Consider the following 15,738-nt stretch of genomic DNA (forward strand, 5'->3'; position numbering starts at 1 on the left):
AAGGTATGATGACTTATTTATGTTTACATGGAATGATTATATGAAAATTAAACAAAATCGAGAAAAAAAGTTTTGTACAGAGGAAGAAAAAGCAATCATTCGCAATATTAAAAAGAAAACAGAAATAGCTAATGTGGACAATATTTCTCGGACACAATCTTATCAAGAATATTATTTAAGAAATAGTGAAATCAGGTGGGCCTTTTTAGCGAGTATGGTTTCGAGAAATGCGGGATGGAATATGACCGATTTAGAAGGGAGATATTATGCTACTGTTTTACCTAAAACGGTAAAAAAACATTTATTTCTTCTGTACGAACAAGCTAATTGGATTATTTTCTTAGATGCCTTTCCTCAGCTATTATTGTATGAGGAAAGTAAGAAGAGACGTACACCTCTCTTTCATTTGTTGCAATATTTCAGCGTATCAATTTTTATGGAAAAAGAATGGTTACTTTTCTGGGAGAAAAGAGATATGAATAGGCTTATAACAGCACTTATTATAAATGAACAAAATAAAATTCAAAAACCAGTCATTGAGAGCACATATTTTAAAAAACATGTATTCCATACTGCACTTTTTAAAGTACAAGAAAGATTTCATATTAGTGCAGTTATCTTCCCAACAATTGAAGGGAGAATGTATGGATTTTCGGTTTATCAATTTGAAACGTTACAACAGCGTATAGAACTGGGAAAAAAATTAGCATGGTTATTGTTTCATCCAATTTATAATGGTTCGTTTTATAAGTTTGCATTGCAAACTACACATACTGGGTCTAGAGAAGATTATGAATTTTACTCAAAGGAAACTAGAAAATCGTGTACGCCAGCACTTAGAGATAGTTATCCTGTTGTTTTACATGAAGAAATAGAAATGAGAGATTGGTTTTGTGCAAATATGAAAATGGATGTGCTATTTGTACTTGAAGAACCTAAAGAGGAAGTTAATATAACAGAATGGTATAGGAGAAAGAGGGAACAAATCTATAGGATATCTATCGTAAATCGTTTCGTTAAAAGGATGGATGAGTTCATGATATAATGAAAAAGAAGTCCCGTCTTCCATTTTGAAGACGGGACTTCTTAATTTGAAATAAGCCTGCTATGCTTGCTACGACTTTAATCTCAAAACTTAATGCTAGTAGGAGATTAAGGGTGACTTGAAATTTAACCATACGTAATAAAGTCTGGCTTTATGTAGCAGGGAAGTTTGGACCATCTAGCTTTGGATTGCCAGTCTCGGGTTTATTTTGTTGTTTGTTTTGTTTTTTCTTTTTTTCATTTTTGTTCTTTGCCATTGTACTACACCTCCTTTTTGTATTGTTACCATTTCTATAAATGACATACGAAATGATTTCTTTGACGAATAACAACTAGTTTTGTCATGTGGGCAGGAGTGGTGAATCATTCGGCGAAATTACATGACAAAGGAAAAGCAAAGAAGGAGGCGTTTTGTATATGGCGATGGTTCAGAAGGAAGATGTAATGAAAAAAATGGATCAAATGTTAAGTTCTCTCGATTTGCTGGAAATGAATATAGGGATTAGAATGAATCATGCATTAAAGGATGCGAGTGAAAAAATATGTAATAAGATAGAAATAACAGAAATGCATATTGAACATATGGAAAATAAATTAGTGCATCACGAAGAAAAAGGGAATTGGGTAAAGACATTTCAAAACGTCGTAGTGAGTGCATAATAAGGTGGGAAAGAGATGAAGAATGAAGCATTAATACAGTCTTCAGAAAAACTCATGCAGTATAATAATGAAGCGAATATAAAAAAAAGAGAGCTAATCGAATACGACTTTTATAAGGATATGAAACCATTTGTAGACATGGTAGATGAGGAATTAAAGAAGTGGAAAGAATTAGCTTATACGTGGATTAAAGAAGAAAAGCCAAAGTATATACATGTACAGCAAATTGATCAAGTATACGATAATTTACAAACGAATGTGTTACAATGCTTTGTAAATAAAGGTAAAGGTAAACGATTCTTTGAAACACACCAAGCCATTTCGTATACTTTGCAAAATATAGTTGAGCAATGTAAATAACAAGAGGGAGAACCCTCTTGTTATTTTTATGCTTCTGTCATTGTTGTAGGTTTTGTTGCGCCGTTTATTTCTAATTCTTTTATTAATGTTCGATAATCTGAAATGCATATTTTTCCTTCGAGATACCAATGTCTCGCAAAGTCTAATAATTCATTTGCATTCTCTGTGCAATACCCCTTTTTTTGAGAAAACGCTTGTTTTAAATCCCCTAATACCATGTTGATTCCTCCCCCATGAGAATCTTCTTCTTAATTATCATAGCATGGAAGGGTTTTCTTTTTTAATTTTTTAAAAATTTAAACTTCCGACAAAAATAGACAGATACTCCATCACACATATTATTTTATAGGTACATATTATATATGTAGAAACTTATGTAAAGGAGGAGAGAATGCATGTTTCAACAATCTAACGTATATCAGCAAACAAATCCATATGCACAGCAAAATATGTACCAATATAATACGGATACATATTTACGGTATAATATGTATCCTTTCGAGCCTTATTATGGAAATCAAAATTATTATCAACCGTTTGAAGTGTCATTTATGAATCAAGCTCAACAACCACAACAGCAGCAACCTTATGTGAATCAGGCTCAACAACCACAACAGCAGCAACCTTATGTGAATCAGGCTCAACAACCACAACAGCAGCAACCTCATGTGAATCAAGCTCAACAATCACAAGCTCAGCAACCATACATGAATCAACAACAGCAGCCTTATATGAATTCGCAATATTATATGCCACCACCATCGCCCTATGCTAATCAACAAGCGATGTTTTATCCACCAAAACAGCCGTACCCGACGCAAAGTAAACAAAAGCAACAACAGCCAAGTCAGTTTTCTAGTTTTGTTTCTCAATTTAAAACATCCGATGGTAACTATGATGTAAATAAAATGATGAATACAGCTGGACAAATGATGAATGCGATGAATCAGGTGACAGGTATTGTAAAGCAAGTTGGAGGCTTTTTTGGTAAGTAATGTTGAAGAGTTGTCTATGAAAGTATTGTATATGAAATAAAGGACTAGACAAATTTCCTTGTAATAAATGGGTATATATAACAAGCGGCTTTCTCTCTTTTCTCATACTGTAAAGTGTAATCAGATTTTTTTAACGAGAGAGGAGAGAAAAAACTATGCATCATTGTCATCCTTGTTTTGGAGGGCATAAGCCTGTAGGACCTATTTGTACAACTGCTCCTGTCGTTCATCCGACGAAACAATGCGTAACACACTCTTTTTCAACTACGGTGGTGCCACACATTTTCCCAACACATACAACACATGTACATCATCAACAAATTAAAAACCAAAACTTCTTCCCACAAACAAATTCAAATGTAAATGTTGTGGACCCAATCGACCCAGGATTCGGCGGTGGATGTGGACCGTGTGGCCATGGTCATCATCACCACGGTCATCAAATATCTCCATTTGGGCCAGGACCGAATGTATCACCGTTTGGACCAGGACCAAATGTATCACCGTTTTTACCAAACAATGTATCACCAGTAGGTCCAAATATCGGACCAAACGTTGGTGGAATATTTAAAAAGTAAATGATATGTTAGAACTAGCGAAATGCTAGTTCTTTTTTTGTAATTGGAGTGTTGATATGAAAGTTATTGCAGTAACAGGATATAAGCCATTTGAACTTGGAATATTTAAAAATGATCATCCAGGGGTGGGGTGTATAAAAAAGGCATTACACCGTAAATTAACCACTTTTGTAGAAGATGGTTTAGAGTGGGTTATAATAAGCGGCCAGTTAGGTGTAGAATTATGGGCTGCTGAAGTTGTTTTTGAAATTCAAGTAGAATATCCAGATTTAAAATTAGCGGTATTCACTCCGTTTTTAGAACAAGAAGAAAATTGGAAAGAAGATAATCGTGAATATTACGAATTTATTCTTTCTCAAGCAGACCATGTTGATAGTATCACGAAACGGAAGTATGAAAGCCCAGAGCAATTTAAATTAAAAAATCAATTTTTTATTGAAAAAAGTGATGCACTTTTAGCGGTATACGATGAAGAAAAACCAGGAAGTCCCAAATATATTGTAGAAGCAGCAAAGAAAAAAGGGGAAATAGAAAATTATCACAGTTATTTCATTCTTTTTTCTGATTTACAAGATATAATAGAAGAGGAACAGTGGAATAATGCAGAGTAATATGTAATATAGTACTCGTATATATGATTGACAAAAAGCATTGTTTCTGAAAAAATTTAGTTAATGAAAGTTTTGGTAAAAATTTGAGGTGAAGAAAATGATTTCGGATAAAATTAAATTAACAGCAAAAGATATTTTAGAAAAAGAATTTAAAACAGGTATGAGAGGTTATCAGCAAGAAGAAGTAGACAAGTTTCTTGATATGATCATTAAAGACTATGAAGCTTTCCACAAAGAGTTTGAGCAATTAAAGCAACAAAATGCTCGTTTAAAGCGTGAATTAGAGGAACAAAAACTAGCAGTAACGCAAGTTCCACAACAACCTGTACAAACACCAGTCGCACAACCGGTTTATAACAACACGAATACGGATATTTTAAAACGCTTATCTAACTTAGAAAAAGCTGTATTTGGAAGTAAGTTATACGAATGATGTAAGGTGGGAAAAGGTTTAAGCATTTTACATAGAAAAAAACGTTGCAAAATCTTTTTGTTTCCACTATACTAATGGATGTCATAACGTTTGGGTAATCGCTGCAACGCCAACGTTGTAGAGGAAAGTCCATGCTCGCACGGCCTGAGATGGCTGTAGTGTTCGTGCCTAGCCAATTCATAAGCTAGGGTATTCTGGCTGTAAGGCTGGTTTAACGGCAGGGAAAAAACCTAAGTCCTTTCGGATATGGTTTGACTACCTTTAAAGTGCCACAGTGACGAAGTCCTTGAAGAAATGATAGGAGTGGAACGAGGTAAACCCCACGAGCGAGAAACCCAAATAATGGTAGGGGAATCTTTTCCAAGGAAATGAACGACGGGAAAGGACAGGTTTTATAACCTGTAGATAGATGATTGCCACCGGAGTACGAGGCGTGGGCCGTTTGTAGTACAAAGGAACAGAACATGGCTTACAGAACGTTATGAACCAACTATGAAATAACTCAGCTCTCCTTTGTTAGAGGAGGGCTTTTTATTTGTATGAAGTTATAAAGTATGAGTTAAAATGGTTAATGAGAAAATTTTTCGCAAAATGTAATGATTAATAGGAACAATTGCTATTAATTATTGTTTGAATATACATAAGAGGTGAATGCAAATGGGAAAAGTTACTTTAATTGCAACAGCGGCAATGGGTATTGAAGCGTTAGTTGCCCGAGAAGTTCGCGATCTTGGTTATGAATGTCAAGTAGAAAACAGCAAAGTAACATTTGAAGCAGATGAAAAGGCGATTTGTCGCACGAATTTATGGTTACGTACTGCGGATCGTGTAAAAATTAAAGTTGGCGAATTTAAAGCAACAACATTTGATGAGCTATTTGAAAAAACGAAAGCATTAAACTGGGGAGATTATATTCCAGAGAATGGCGAGTTCCCTGTTATCGGTAAATCTTTAAAATCTGAATTATTCAGTGTTTCGGATTGCCAACGTATTGTTAAAAAGGCTGTCGTTGAAAAATTAAAAACAACATATAAACGTACAACTTGGTTTGAAGAAGATGGTCCGTTATTCCGTATCGAGATTGCAATGCTCAAGGATATTGCAACATTAACAATTGATGCGAGTGGTGTTGGACTTCATAAACGTGGATACCGTATGGATCAAGGGGAAGCTCCGTTAAAAGAAACATTAGCTGCGTCTTTAATTAAATTAACAAACTGGAAGCCAGATCGTCCATTTGTTGATCCATTCTGTGGATCAGGTACAATTCCGATTGAAGCAGCATTAATTGGACAAAATATTGCGCCAGGATTTAACCGTGGTTTCGCATCAGATGAGTGGGGCTGGGTAGGTAAACAAAACTGGCGTGAAGCGCGTCAAGAAGCTGAAGATTTAGCGAACTATAATCAACGATTACAAATCATTGGATCAGATATTGATCATCGTATGATTCGAGTTGCTCAAGATAACGCAGAAGAAGTAGGCTTAGGTGATTTAATTACATTTAAACAAATGCAGGTAAAAGATTTTACAACAAAAGAGGATTATGGCTACGTTGTAACGAATCCTCCATACGGAGAACGTTTAAGTGAAAAAGCACTCGTTGAACAACTGTATAAAGAAATGGGACAAGTATTCCGCCCATTAGATACATGGTCAGCGTATGTATTAACAAGCTACGAAGCATTTGAGAAGTGTTACGGAAAAGATGCGTCGAAGAAGCGTAAACTGTTTAACGGATTTATCCGTACAGATTACTACCAATACTTCGGAAAACGTCCACCGCGTAATTCATAGTATAAAACTCCTCCAGCGCGCATATACTGGCTATTATGTAATGCGTAAAGGAGGAAGTGATATGGATAGTTTCCAATTATCAATGATTCAAAAAGCTATTCACCGTACGTATGATGAGCTCGGAAAAGAAGTGGATAGTCAGGGTGCGATTGTAGATGAAATACAAAAAGCACAAGAAGAATATTTGTCAGCTCTTTCACATGAAACAGCGATTGATAAACGGTATTTAAAGTCATTAATATAGAAGAAAATTTTCCTTTTTCGAAAGGAAAATTTTTTTTCGTGAATTTCTATGTATGGCAACAGGGGAAAGCAAATGCATACATATGCGTAGCAGTTGCTATTATTTTTTTATAGAAAAACTTTTTGGTTGGAGGCTAAGGATGTTTACTGAGAAGAGATTACCATTTGAAGTAGGGAAACAAGATAATTTTTATGATAAGTTGAATGAGTGGATTGGAGATGTATTTTACGACATCCTTCCGGAAAAAGGCTTTGAAGAGCGTGATGAACAAATTTTTATGGCGTTTCAGTTAGAACGTGCTTTCCAAGAAAAGAAAGTTATGTTCGCAGAAGCGGGTGTAGGAACAGGGAAAACAATTGTATATCTTCTATATGCAATTTGTTACGCGCGTTATACAGGAAAACCAGCAATTATCGCTTGTGCAGATGAAACGTTAATTGAGCAGCTGGTAAAAGAAGAAGGGGACATTGCTAAATTATCTGAAGCATTAGGCTTATCAGTAGATGTAAGACTTGCGAAATCAATGGATAATTATTTATGTTTACGAAAATTAGAAGATGTTATGAGTGGACGAGCTCCAGAAGTAATTGAAGACGTATATTACGAGTTACCACAGTTTGTATTCGATCATGGTACGATGCAAAACTTTACTCACTATGGTGACAGAAAAGAATTTCCACTTTTAAATGACGAAGAATGGTCAAAAGTAAATTGGGATTACTTCCAAGATTGCTTTACTTGTGATTCTCGTCATCGTTGTGGACAAACTCTTTCTCGCGAACATTATCGTAAAGCAGCAGATTTAATTATTTGTTCTCAAGATTTCTATATGGATCATATTTGGACGTACGATGCTCGTAAGCGTGAAGGGCAAATTCCATTATTACCAGAAAGTAGCTGCGTTGTATTCGATGAAGGACATCTTGTAGAATATGCAGCTCAAAAAGCTTTAACATACCGTTTAAAGCAAACGATGATGGAGCAACTTTTAACGAGATTGTTGCAAAACGATATTCGCGAGGAGTTTGCACATTTAGTAGAAGAAACAATTTGGCAAACAGAGCGATTCTTTGATGTGTTACAAGAGAATAAAAAGGAAATTGCCGGTTCTGATCGTTTAGAAATTACTGTGACAGAAAAAGTAACAGCTGAAGCGAAGCGACTTTATGCAAAAATTGGTGAAGTCGGTGATGCATTAGTATTTGAAAGTGAAATGCATACAGTAAACACGTATGACTTAAATATCGTTGATGAGCATTTAGATGTGTTAGAACATTCACTTCGTCTGTTTATGCACGAGAAAAATGTAATTACATGGGGCGAAGAAGGTGATGGTGCCTTCACGTTAGTTATTATGCCGCGTGCAGTTGAAGAAGTGTTACAAGAGAAAGTATTCTCGAAGAAAATCCCGTATATTTTCTCTTCTGCGACATTATCGAACAACGATTCATTCGCATTTACAGCAAATAGTCTAGGGGTAAAAGATTACTTATCATTCTCAGTTGCCTCACCGTTTGATTATGAGGAGCAAATGGCGGTAAACTTACTATCGCATACGAAAGAAAATGAATGGGAAAGAAAGTGTCAATATACACTTGAAAATATACAAAAAACAAATGGACGTACGCTTGTATTATTCCGTACAACACAAGAACTTGCAGCGTTTAAAGAATATGTAAGTAAAGAACAAATGTCAGTTCCGTTTCTATATGAAGGAGATCAGGAAATTAGTCAGCTCGTTTCTCGTTTCCAAAATGAAGAAGAGACTGTACTTTGTGCCGTTCATTTATGGGAAGGTTTAGATATTCCAGGTTCATCATTATCACATGTTATCATTTGGTCATTACCATTCCCTCCAAACGATCCTGTGTTTGAAGCGAAACGTAAGCACGTAAATGATCCATTCTGGGATGTAGATGTACCGTATATGATTTTACGACTTCGTCAAGGGATGGGACGTTTAATTCGTACGAGCGACGATAAAGGTGCTATATCAATCTTCTTATCTGATTCAGAAGATGAGAAAGTAGTTGCAGCTGTGAAAAATGTACTGCCAGTAGAAGGTAAAGAATTATAAGGAGAAAGCTTGGCGCTTGCCAAGCTTTTTTCTATTATAAAAGGAATTTATATGTCCGTGTCGAATTAAGTTTGAGGTAGAAAAAGGAGGCTTTTATACGATGACAGTTGCTACATATGAAGTAGAAAAACAATTTTTAACATACGTGAAGAAGATACAGAATTACGGAGAAGCATTAAGTTTAATGTTTTGGGATTTAAGAACAGGTGCACCCAAAAAAGGTGTGGATCAGCGTTCTGAAGTAATTGGTATGCTTTCGTCAGAAGTGTTTGCTATGTCGACTTCAGATGAGATGGGAAACTATTTAACAGAGCTTGAAGCTTTAATACGCGAAGATAAACTTTCTGAAACGACGAAGAAAATGGTTGAAGAGTGCCGGAAAGAATATGATAGAAATAAAAAAATTCCACAAGTTGAATATGAGGCTTATGTGAAATTAGAAGCGAAAGCAGAGAGTGTGTGGGAAGAAGCTCGCGAAAAATCTGATTTCGAAATGTTCCGCCCGTACTTAGAAAAAATTGTGGAATTTAAAAAGAAATTTATTACATATTGGGGTTATGAAACATATAAATACAATACATTATTAGATATGTATGAGCCAGGTATTACAGTAGAAGTTTTAGATCACGTATTTGGTCAGCTTCGTGAGCGCATCGTACCGCTTGTAAAAGAAATCTCTGAGTCTAAAAAAGGATTAAAAACAAGTGCTTTATCGGAACAATTTTCAAAAGAAAAACAAAAGAACTTTACATTAGAATTATTGAAGCAATTGAATTATGACTTTGAAGCAGGTCGTCTTGATGAAACAGTACATCCTTTCGAAATTACATTAAATAGAGGGGATGTTCGTATTACGACACGCTATGATGAAAAAGATTTTCGTATGGCTGTTTTTGGAACAATTCATGAATGTGGTCATGCAGTATATGAACAAAATATTGCAGAACAATTTGAAGGTACACCACTTTGCAGTGGTACATCTATGGGTATTCACGAATCACAATCATTATTCTTTGAGAACTTTATCGGCCGTAATAAATCATTCTGGAAGAAGAATTATGATTTATTAAAAGAGTATAGCAATGGTCAATTTGATGATATGTCAGTCGATGAGTTTTATGATGCAATTAACGAATCGAAACCGTCATTCATTCGTATAGAAGCAGATGAACTTACATACCCGCTTCATGTTATGGTTCGTTATGAGCTTGAGAAAGAATTATTTGATGGTACATTACAAGTGAAGGACTTACCAGCAGCTTGGAATGATAAGATGGAAGCATATTTAGGCATTCGTCCGGAAAATAATGCACAAGGTGTATTGCAAGATGTTCACTGGGCTGGTGGTTCATTTGGATACTTCCCATCTTATGCGCTTGGTTACATGTATGCAGCGCAATTTAAGCAAAGAATGTTAAAAGACATTCCGAACTTTGATGCATTATTAGAAGAAGGAAACGTAACACCGATTCGTGAATGGTTAACAGAACATATTCACCAATATGGTAAAACGAAAAAGCCGCTTGAAATTTTAGAAGATGTAACAGGTGAAGGCTTAAATGCAAACTACTTAGCCGATTATTTAGAAGCGAAATATAAAGAGATTTATGAGTTGTAAAAAAAGAGCTGCTTAATTGCAGCTCTTTTTGTTAAAGGGGATGGGAGAATGGGTTATACATATACAGTAATGAAGCAAGAAGAAGCGGAGGAAATTGCGTATAACTGGTATTATGAAGGGAAATATTCTTTTTATGATATAGAGGCAGATGAAGAAGATTTAGATGAATTTTTACATGGTGAGAGTAGAGGGGATCATACATTTTCTGTGAAGCAAAATGGCATTCTCATTGGTTTTTTTACTGTTTGTAAAATGAATGATGGAACGGTTGATATAGGACTTGGAATGAGACCTGATATAACTGGCAATGGATTTGGTTTACAGTTCGTGAATGCTGGACTAGCTTTTAGTGAAGAAAAATACGGGTGCAATTATATAACACTATCAGTAGCGACATTTAATGAGAGAGCAATCAAAGTGTATAAAAGAGCAGGATTTGAGGCGGTTGGAACGTTTATACAGAAAACAAATGGTAGTTGTTTTGAGTTTTTGAAAATGAACTACATATGTAAACATGATTAAAAAACAGAGGGGTCTTCTGTTTTTTATTTTGATTTAGAAATATATGATACATATTTTTGTACTTGTTGTAATAGAGGGTTTTGAAATTTTGGTAAAGGATGTGTATGATAGAATTTTAGTAGCAAATAGCAGGTTTAGTAAGGAAAGGTAGAGGTAGTATGATTACAATTAAAATGAAAAATGAAATAGATTTGATGCATGAATCTGGAAAATTACTTGCTTCATGTCATAAAGAAATTGCGAAAATGATAAAGCCAGGTATAACGACGCAAGAGATTAATACGTTTGTTGAAATGTATTTAAAAAAGCATGGTGCCACATCTGAACAGAAAGATTACAATGGGTATCCATATGCGATATGTGCATCTGTAAACGATGAAATGTGTCATGGGTTTCCGGCCGATGTTTCTTTAACTGAGGGTGATATTGTAACAATTGACATGGTAGTAAACTTAAATGGTGGTCTTTCAGATTCTGCTTGGACGTATATAGTTGGAAATGTTTCTGATGAAGCAGAAAGGTTATTGTTAGTAGCTGAGAATGCTTTATATAAAGGGATTGATCAGGCGGTAATCGGTAATCATGTAGGAGATATTGGCTATGCAATTGAAAGTTATGTAACAAATGAAGGTTTTTCTGTTGCAAGAGACTTTACGGGGCATGGGATCGGTAAAGAGATTCATGAAGAACCAGCAATTTTTCATTTTGGGAAGCAAGGACAAGGGCCTCAGTTACAAGAAGGAATGGTGATTACGATTGAGCCGATTGTCAATGTAGGTATGCGATATTCGAAAGTAGATTTAAATGGGTGGACTGCACGAACGATGGACGGGAAATTATCAGCTCAATATGAGCATACACTTGCGATTACAAAAGATGGGCCAATCATTTTAACGAAGTTGTAATTGGGAATGAAAGAGTTTGTAAAACTCGAACGAAAATATTAGTTTTTAAAAATTCGTACGTGTTTTTTCGATAAATGCTTTTCAAAGTATAAAAAGTGCGTTATAATCCTTCTATAAAATAAATAGTTAGCTACACTCATATAATCGCGGGGATATGGCCTGCAAGTTTCTACCGAAGTACCGTAAATACTTTGACTATGAGTGAGGACGAATATAGTTGCTTGTTTAGCATTCTTTTTTGCGAAACTCCAAAAGCGCGTCTCTCACTTGTAACGAGTGGTGGCGGCTTTTGGAGTTTTTTTATTGCATAAGAGGGGGAACAAACATGAAAGTATTACAAGAAAAGATTTTGAACGAAGGAAAGGTTTTATCTGGTGACGTATTAAAGGTAGATGCATTTTTAAATCATCAAATTGACCCAGTACTTATGCAAGAAATCGGAAAAGAATTTGCTAAACGTTTTAAAGAAGAGAACATTACAAAAATCGTGACGATTGAATCTTCAGGCATTGCACCAGCTGTTATGGCTGCATTAGAGCTTGGTGTAAAAGTAATCTTTGCAAGAAAACGTAAATCGTTAACGTTACAAGATAATATGTACGTTGCAAACGTATATTCATTTACAAAACAAGAAACAAATGAAATTTCATTATCTCGAAATCATATTGATGAAAATGATCGCGTGTTAATCATTGATGACTTTTTAGCAAACGGTCAGGCTGCTTTAGGTTTAATGAGTTTGGTAGAGCAAGCAGGAGCAAGTATTGCAGGAATTGGAATTGTTATTGAAAAAGCATTTCAAGATGGAGGAAAGAAGCTTCGTGAACAAGGGGTTCGTGTTGAATCACTAGCAGAAATTGCATCACTTGATAACGGCACAGTTACATTTGTACAGCAAGAAACTGCGGAGGTGAAATAAACGATGAAGCAGCATCCATTTAAAATTGCATCGCTTGGTATGCAGCATATGCTTGCTATGTATGCTGGCGCAATTATCGTTCCGCTTATTGTAGGCGGCGGACTTGGTTTAAATCAAAAAGAGTTAACATACTTAGTCTCAATTGATTTATTAATGTGCGGCGTTGCGACAATTTTACAAGCATTATCAAATCGCTTTTTCGGTATTGGACTCCCAGTTGTACTTGGTTGTACATTTACAGCGGTTGGGCCGATGATTGCAATTGGAAAACAATACGGTGTGTCTTCTATTTATGGGGCAATTATTGCTGCCGGGTTATTCGTTGTTATTTTTGCGAAATTATTTGGAAAGCTTGTAAAACTGTTTCCACCAGTTGTAACAGGGTCTGTCGTTACAGTAATTGGAGTTACACTTGTTCCAGCCGCTATTAATGATATGGCTGGTGGAGTAGGAAGCAAAGATTTCGGAAGTCTTGAAAACTTAGCATTAGCATTTGGAGTGTTATTATTTATCATCATTATGTATCGTTTCTTTGATGGGTTTATCCGTTCAATTTCTATTCTATTAGGTTTGTTGTTCGGTACTATCGTTGCAGCATTTATGGGGAAAGTAAGCTTGCAAGCAGTTGGAGAGGCGGATTGGTTCCATGGTATTCAGCCATTTTACTTCGGTACACCAACATTTGAATTAACACCAATTATTACAATGATTCTCGTTGCTTGTGTAGGGATTGTAGAAGCAACGGGTGTATACTTTGCATTATCTGATATTTGCAATAAAAAAATCGGTGAAAAAGAATTAACAAAAGGGTATCGTGCAGAAGGATTAGCGATGGTGTTAGGTGGTATTTTTAACGCGTTCCCATATACAACATACTCTCAAAACGTAGGACTTGTTCAATTAACTGGAGTAAGAAATCGCGTTATTATTTATACTTGCGGTGGTATGTTAATCGCTCTTGGGTTTATTCCGAAAATTGCAGCCATTACAACGATTATTCCGAAGTCAGTACTTGGCGGTGCTATGCTCGCAATGTTTGGTATGGTTATGGCATATGGTATTAAAATGTTAAGTAGCGTTGACTTTGGAAGACAAGAAAACTTATTAATCGTTGCATGTTCTGTTGGAATTGGGCTTGGCGTAACAGTCGTTCCTACATTATTCTCACAACTTCCAGAAAGCATTCGTATTTTAACAGATAACGGAATTGTACTTGGAAGTGCATCAGCAGTATTGTTAAATATTGTATTTAATATGGTGCCGCAGCGCAAAGTGAAAGTAAAAGAAGAGCCGGTGTCTATGCAAAGTGCAGTAAGAGAAGCGTAAAAAAGCAAGGTCTCGTTATGAGACCTTGCTTTTCTTTTTAAGTGGCATCATTTTCCCGTAAGTACCAAGACGCCAAATGTACTCAAGTGGCCCGTATTGGTAATGTGAAAGCCACCAGCGGCTAATAAAGATTTGTAACGTGTAGAAACCGACGCAGAATAGTGGTCCAACCCATAATGGAGCAAGATAATCATTTTTGAATAATAGCCCGAATACAAGTAATGTAACAATTGTATGCGAGATGTAATTTGTTAATGCCATTCGTCCAACATATTGGAATGGACGTAATACTGTTTGCCATTTTTCTTTTTGTAATAAACGCATTAACGTGACAATGTAGAAGATGAACAATGTCTTTCCACTTATCATCGTAATACCCATAAGTGAAAATGGTGTGTATGGTTGATTGTTCATAAAGAAGTAAACCATAATAAACCACATCGGTAATGTTAAAATGAACATAATGATTTGCCATTTTTTAAGTTTTGGATCTAATTCCTTAGCACGGCGGAAAATGTCTTTTTTACCGGCAGATAATCCGAGTAAAAACAATCCTAGTGTTTCAGGAAGCATAATAAGACTGTTACTTATTGCTTCAGAATAGAAAGAATGGAATCTGTCTGTAATTTGTAAGTCCCAGTTTTCTAACGGCATAATGGCTATGGAAAGGCCTAGTTCATTTACCGGCACTAATAACATGAGAAGAGAACCTAATAATGTGAACAATTGCATGAAACTTAATAGTACAATTGACCATATTAAAATAGTACGTGGCTCTCTTTTGTAAAATAAAAATAAGAAAAAACCGGTAATTGCATAAGTATGTAAAATGTCACCGTCCCATAAAAGAACGTAATGTAAGAAACCAAATAATAATAAGATAAGTAAGCGGCGAACAAACAAAGTTTTTGGACGATCGGTCTTCGCTTCAGCACGATTCATAAAAATATAAAAACCTAATCCAAATAAAAATGAAAAAATTGTATAAAATTTCGTTTGAATAAACATATCGTAAAATAGGCGAATATAGCTGTCTATCCCTTCGTAAATTCCTGTAATATCACGTGAGTCAATCCCGGCAATAATTGGCCAGTTAACAAGAAAAATACCCAGTACAGCTATTCCTCTAATAATATCGATGGAATGTATCCTCTCGCCTTGCGTGAGATTTTGTGTCATTTTTTTCCTCCCTGTTAAGTAATTCCCTTTTATTATACAAAATGTAAGATGGAGGGTATAGGGGATATTTCCATTTTTTTAAACTGTTAAGTTATGTAGGATGAGATATAATAAGAGAGCACAATAAGTTTTAACCTTCTTCAAAACAGGCGGTAAAGCTCCTTCTTATAAGGAGCTTTCTTTATGAAAAGTGTTGATAATGATTCTCTTTAATGATAAACTGTATTCAAAAGTGATAATCATTATCAAAAAAAGGTTGGTGCGTAAGTATGGTATATGCGTTAGTAGCAGGTACAGTCGCTGTATATGCAGTTATTACAAAGTATGTTTTAAATGGAGTAGGAACAGCAAAATGAGTGATATGACATAAAATCCCTTTCATTTGTAAAAAGAATGAAAGGGATTTTTTATTTTTAATGAGAATATGCTGAAAATTTAGTATGATAGTAAAGTGAAACTGTAATCAATGG

At 35.4% G+C, this 15,738-nt stretch carries 18 protein-coding genes, 1 other RNA gene and 1 riboswitch; of the genes, 16 read left to right on the top strand and 3 right to left on the bottom strand.

Annotated features, from left to right (window positions below; all coding sequences use genetic code 11):
• Positions 1-19: 19 nt before the first annotated feature.
• Positions 20-1,045 carry a DUF2515 domain-containing protein gene (locus C4S65_RS26790; protein ID WP_097820775.1) on the top strand — a complete coding sequence of 342 codons (1,026 nt, stop codon included), beginning with the start codon at positions 20-22 and terminating at the stop codon, positions 1,043-1,045.
• A 151-nt stretch (positions 1,046-1,196) separates the two neighbouring features.
• On the opposite strand, the gene C4S65_RS35715 is transcribed toward C4S65_RS26790, so the two are convergent.
• Positions 1,197-1,376 (bottom strand): hypothetical protein, encoded by a 180-nt coding sequence (locus tag C4S65_RS35715; RefSeq protein ID WP_003306651.1) that lies wholly within the window; start codon positions 1,374-1,376, stop codon positions 1,197-1,199.
• An 85-nt stretch (positions 1,377-1,461) separates the two neighbouring features.
• Between C4S65_RS35715 and C4S65_RS26800 the strand changes: the two genes are divergently transcribed.
• Together C4S65_RS26800 and C4S65_RS26805 are read left to right on the top strand one after the other, a co-directional pair.
• On the top strand, positions 1,462-1,704 hold the full coding sequence (locus tag C4S65_RS26800; RefSeq protein ID WP_001252036.1) for a hypothetical protein: 243 nt from the start codon (positions 1,462-1,464) through the stop codon (positions 1,702-1,704).
• 15 nt (positions 1,705-1,719) lie between these two features.
• Entirely contained in the window at positions 1,720-2,064 is a 345-nt protein-coding gene (locus C4S65_RS26805) for a YppE family protein (RefSeq protein ID WP_000786936.1), read from the top strand.
• A 26-nt stretch (positions 2,065-2,090) separates the two neighbouring features.
• On the opposite strand, the gene C4S65_RS26810 is transcribed toward C4S65_RS26805, so the two are convergent.
• Positions 2,091-2,282, bottom strand: coding sequence for a YppF family protein (locus C4S65_RS26810; RefSeq protein ID WP_000242652.1), 192 nt, complete (start codon positions 2,280-2,282; stop codon positions 2,091-2,093).
• 177 nt (positions 2,283-2,459) lie between these two features.
• Here C4S65_RS26810 and C4S65_RS26815 point away from each other — a divergent pair, with 177 nt between their 5' ends.
• From C4S65_RS26815 to pbuX, 13 genes are all read left to right on the top strand, one after another.
• Positions 2,460-3,059 carry a YppG family protein gene (locus tag C4S65_RS26815; RefSeq protein WP_000487715.1) on the top strand — a complete coding sequence of 200 codons (600 nt, stop codon included), beginning with the start codon at positions 2,460-2,462 and terminating at the stop codon, positions 3,057-3,059.
• A gap of 155 nt (positions 3,060-3,214) precedes the next feature.
• The gene (locus tag C4S65_RS26820) at positions 3,215-3,637 is read left to right on the top strand and encodes a CotD family spore coat protein (RefSeq protein ID WP_000546292.1); all 423 of its coding nucleotides are present in this window, start codon (positions 3,215-3,217) and stop codon (positions 3,635-3,637) included.
• 56 nt (positions 3,638-3,693) lie between these two features.
• The gene (locus tag C4S65_RS26825; RefSeq protein ID WP_000862926.1) at positions 3,694-4,248 is read left to right on the top strand and encodes a DUF1273 domain-containing protein; all 555 of its coding nucleotides are present in this window, start codon (positions 3,694-3,696) and stop codon (positions 4,246-4,248) included.
• A gap of 97 nt (positions 4,249-4,345) precedes the next feature.
• Positions 4,346-4,681, top strand: a complete 336-nt coding sequence (gene gpsB / locus C4S65_RS26830) for a cell division regulator GpsB (protein WP_000622431.1) — start codon at positions 4,346-4,348, stop codon at positions 4,679-4,681.
• A gap of 86 nt (positions 4,682-4,767) precedes the next feature.
• An RNA gene (gene rnpB / locus C4S65_RS26835) (RNase P RNA component class B) lies at positions 4,768-5,158 on the top strand.
• Between the two features lie 180 nt (positions 5,159-5,338).
• Entirely contained in the window at positions 5,339-6,478 is a 1,140-nt protein-coding gene (locus C4S65_RS26840; protein ID WP_000521232.1) for a class I SAM-dependent RNA methyltransferase, read from the top strand.
• A gap of 61 nt (positions 6,479-6,539) precedes the next feature.
• Positions 6,540-6,722: a DUF3921 domain-containing protein gene (locus tag C4S65_RS26845; RefSeq protein ID WP_000376895.1), complete on the top strand. Its 183-nt coding sequence runs from the start codon at positions 6,540-6,542 to the stop codon at positions 6,720-6,722.
• 139 nt (positions 6,723-6,861) lie between these two features.
• Positions 6,862-8,799 (top strand): ATP-dependent DNA helicase, encoded by a 1,938-nt coding sequence (locus C4S65_RS26850; protein ID WP_098838393.1) that lies wholly within the window; start codon positions 6,862-6,864, stop codon positions 8,797-8,799.
• Positions 8,800-8,899: 100 nt separating this feature from the next.
• Positions 8,900-10,417 carry a carboxypeptidase gene (gene ypwA / locus C4S65_RS26855; protein WP_061666877.1) on the top strand — a complete coding sequence of 506 codons (1,518 nt, stop codon included), beginning with the start codon at positions 8,900-8,902 and terminating at the stop codon, positions 10,415-10,417.
• Between the two features lie 48 nt (positions 10,418-10,465).
• Complete coding sequence (locus tag C4S65_RS26860; protein ID WP_000542518.1) at positions 10,466-10,939, top strand: GNAT family protein; 474 nt, start codon at positions 10,466-10,468, stop codon at positions 10,937-10,939.
• A gap of 158 nt (positions 10,940-11,097) precedes the next feature.
• Positions 11,098-11,844, top strand: a complete 747-nt coding sequence (locus C4S65_RS26865) for a type I methionyl aminopeptidase (RefSeq protein ID WP_098838394.1) — start codon at positions 11,098-11,100, stop codon at positions 11,842-11,844.
• A 116-nt stretch (positions 11,845-11,960) separates the two neighbouring features.
• Positions 11,961-12,062, top strand: a riboswitch (purine riboswitch).
• A 107-nt stretch (positions 12,063-12,169) separates the two neighbouring features.
• A complete protein-coding gene (locus C4S65_RS26870; RefSeq protein ID WP_000866483.1) occupies positions 12,170-12,763 on the top strand; it encodes a xanthine phosphoribosyltransferase in 594 nt (197 codons plus the stop codon).
• Between the two features lie 3 nt (positions 12,764-12,766).
• Positions 12,767-14,089 (top strand): xanthine permease PbuX, encoded by a 1,323-nt coding sequence (pbuX, locus tag C4S65_RS26875; protein ID WP_000809215.1) that lies wholly within the window; start codon positions 12,767-12,769, stop codon positions 14,087-14,089.
• Positions 14,090-14,104: 15 nt separating this feature from the next.
• Here the strand turns inward: pbuX and C4S65_RS26880 are convergent, their stop codons facing one another.
• Complete coding sequence (locus tag C4S65_RS26880) at positions 14,105-15,268, bottom strand: DUF418 domain-containing protein (RefSeq protein ID WP_086405885.1); 1,164 nt, start codon at positions 15,266-15,268, stop codon at positions 14,105-14,107.
• Positions 15,269-15,738: the final 470 nt, after the last annotated feature.

Source organism: Bacillus sp. ok061 (assembly GCF_900108285.1).
Taxonomy (GTDB): Bacteria; Bacillota; Bacilli; order Bacillales; family Bacillaceae_G; genus Bacillus_A; species Bacillus_A thuringiensis_S.

Excerpts from the sequence above, each read along its gene's own strand:
- C4S65_RS26790 (WP_097820775.1), top strand. The coding sequence starts at position 20 with ATGTTTACATGGAATGATTATATGAAAATTAAACAAAATCGAGAAAAA.
- C4S65_RS26800 (WP_001252036.1), top strand. The coding sequence starts at position 1,462 with ATGGCGATGGTTCAGAAGGAAGATGTAATGAAAAAAATGGATCAAATG.
- C4S65_RS26805 (WP_000786936.1), top strand. The coding sequence starts at position 1,720 with ATGAAGAATGAAGCATTAATACAGTCTTCAGAAAAACTCATGCAGTAT.
- C4S65_RS26810 (WP_000242652.1), bottom strand. The coding sequence starts at position 2,282 with ATGGTATTAGGGGATTTAAAACAAGCGTTTTCTCAAAAAAAGGGGTAT.
- C4S65_RS26815 (WP_000487715.1), top strand. The coding sequence starts at position 2,460 with ATGTTTCAACAATCTAACGTATATCAGCAAACAAATCCATATGCACAG.
- C4S65_RS26820 (WP_000546292.1), top strand. The coding sequence starts at position 3,215 with ATGCATCATTGTCATCCTTGTTTTGGAGGGCATAAGCCTGTAGGACCT.
- C4S65_RS26825 (WP_000862926.1), top strand. The coding sequence starts at position 3,694 with ATGAAAGTTATTGCAGTAACAGGATATAAGCCATTTGAACTTGGAATA.
- gpsB (WP_000622431.1), top strand. The coding sequence starts at position 4,346 with ATGATTTCGGATAAAATTAAATTAACAGCAAAAGATATTTTAGAAAAA.
- C4S65_RS26840 (WP_000521232.1), top strand. The coding sequence starts at position 5,339 with ATGGGAAAAGTTACTTTAATTGCAACAGCGGCAATGGGTATTGAAGCG.
- C4S65_RS26845 (WP_000376895.1), top strand. The coding sequence starts at position 6,540 with ATGGATAGTTTCCAATTATCAATGATTCAAAAAGCTATTCACCGTACG.
- C4S65_RS26850 (WP_098838393.1), top strand. The coding sequence starts at position 6,862 with ATGTTTACTGAGAAGAGATTACCATTTGAAGTAGGGAAACAAGATAAT.
- ypwA (WP_061666877.1), top strand. The coding sequence starts at position 8,900 with ATGACAGTTGCTACATATGAAGTAGAAAAACAATTTTTAACATACGTG.
- C4S65_RS26860 (WP_000542518.1), top strand. The coding sequence starts at position 10,466 with ATGGGTTATACATATACAGTAATGAAGCAAGAAGAAGCGGAGGAAATT.
- C4S65_RS26865 (WP_098838394.1), top strand. The coding sequence starts at position 11,098 with ATGATTACAATTAAAATGAAAAATGAAATAGATTTGATGCATGAATCT.
- C4S65_RS26870 (WP_000866483.1), top strand. The coding sequence starts at position 12,170 with ATGAAAGTATTACAAGAAAAGATTTTGAACGAAGGAAAGGTTTTATCT.
- pbuX (WP_000809215.1), top strand. The coding sequence starts at position 12,767 with ATGAAGCAGCATCCATTTAAAATTGCATCGCTTGGTATGCAGCATATG.
- C4S65_RS26880 (WP_086405885.1), bottom strand. The coding sequence starts at position 15,268 with ATGACACAAAATCTCACGCAAGGCGAGAGGATACATTCCATCGATATT.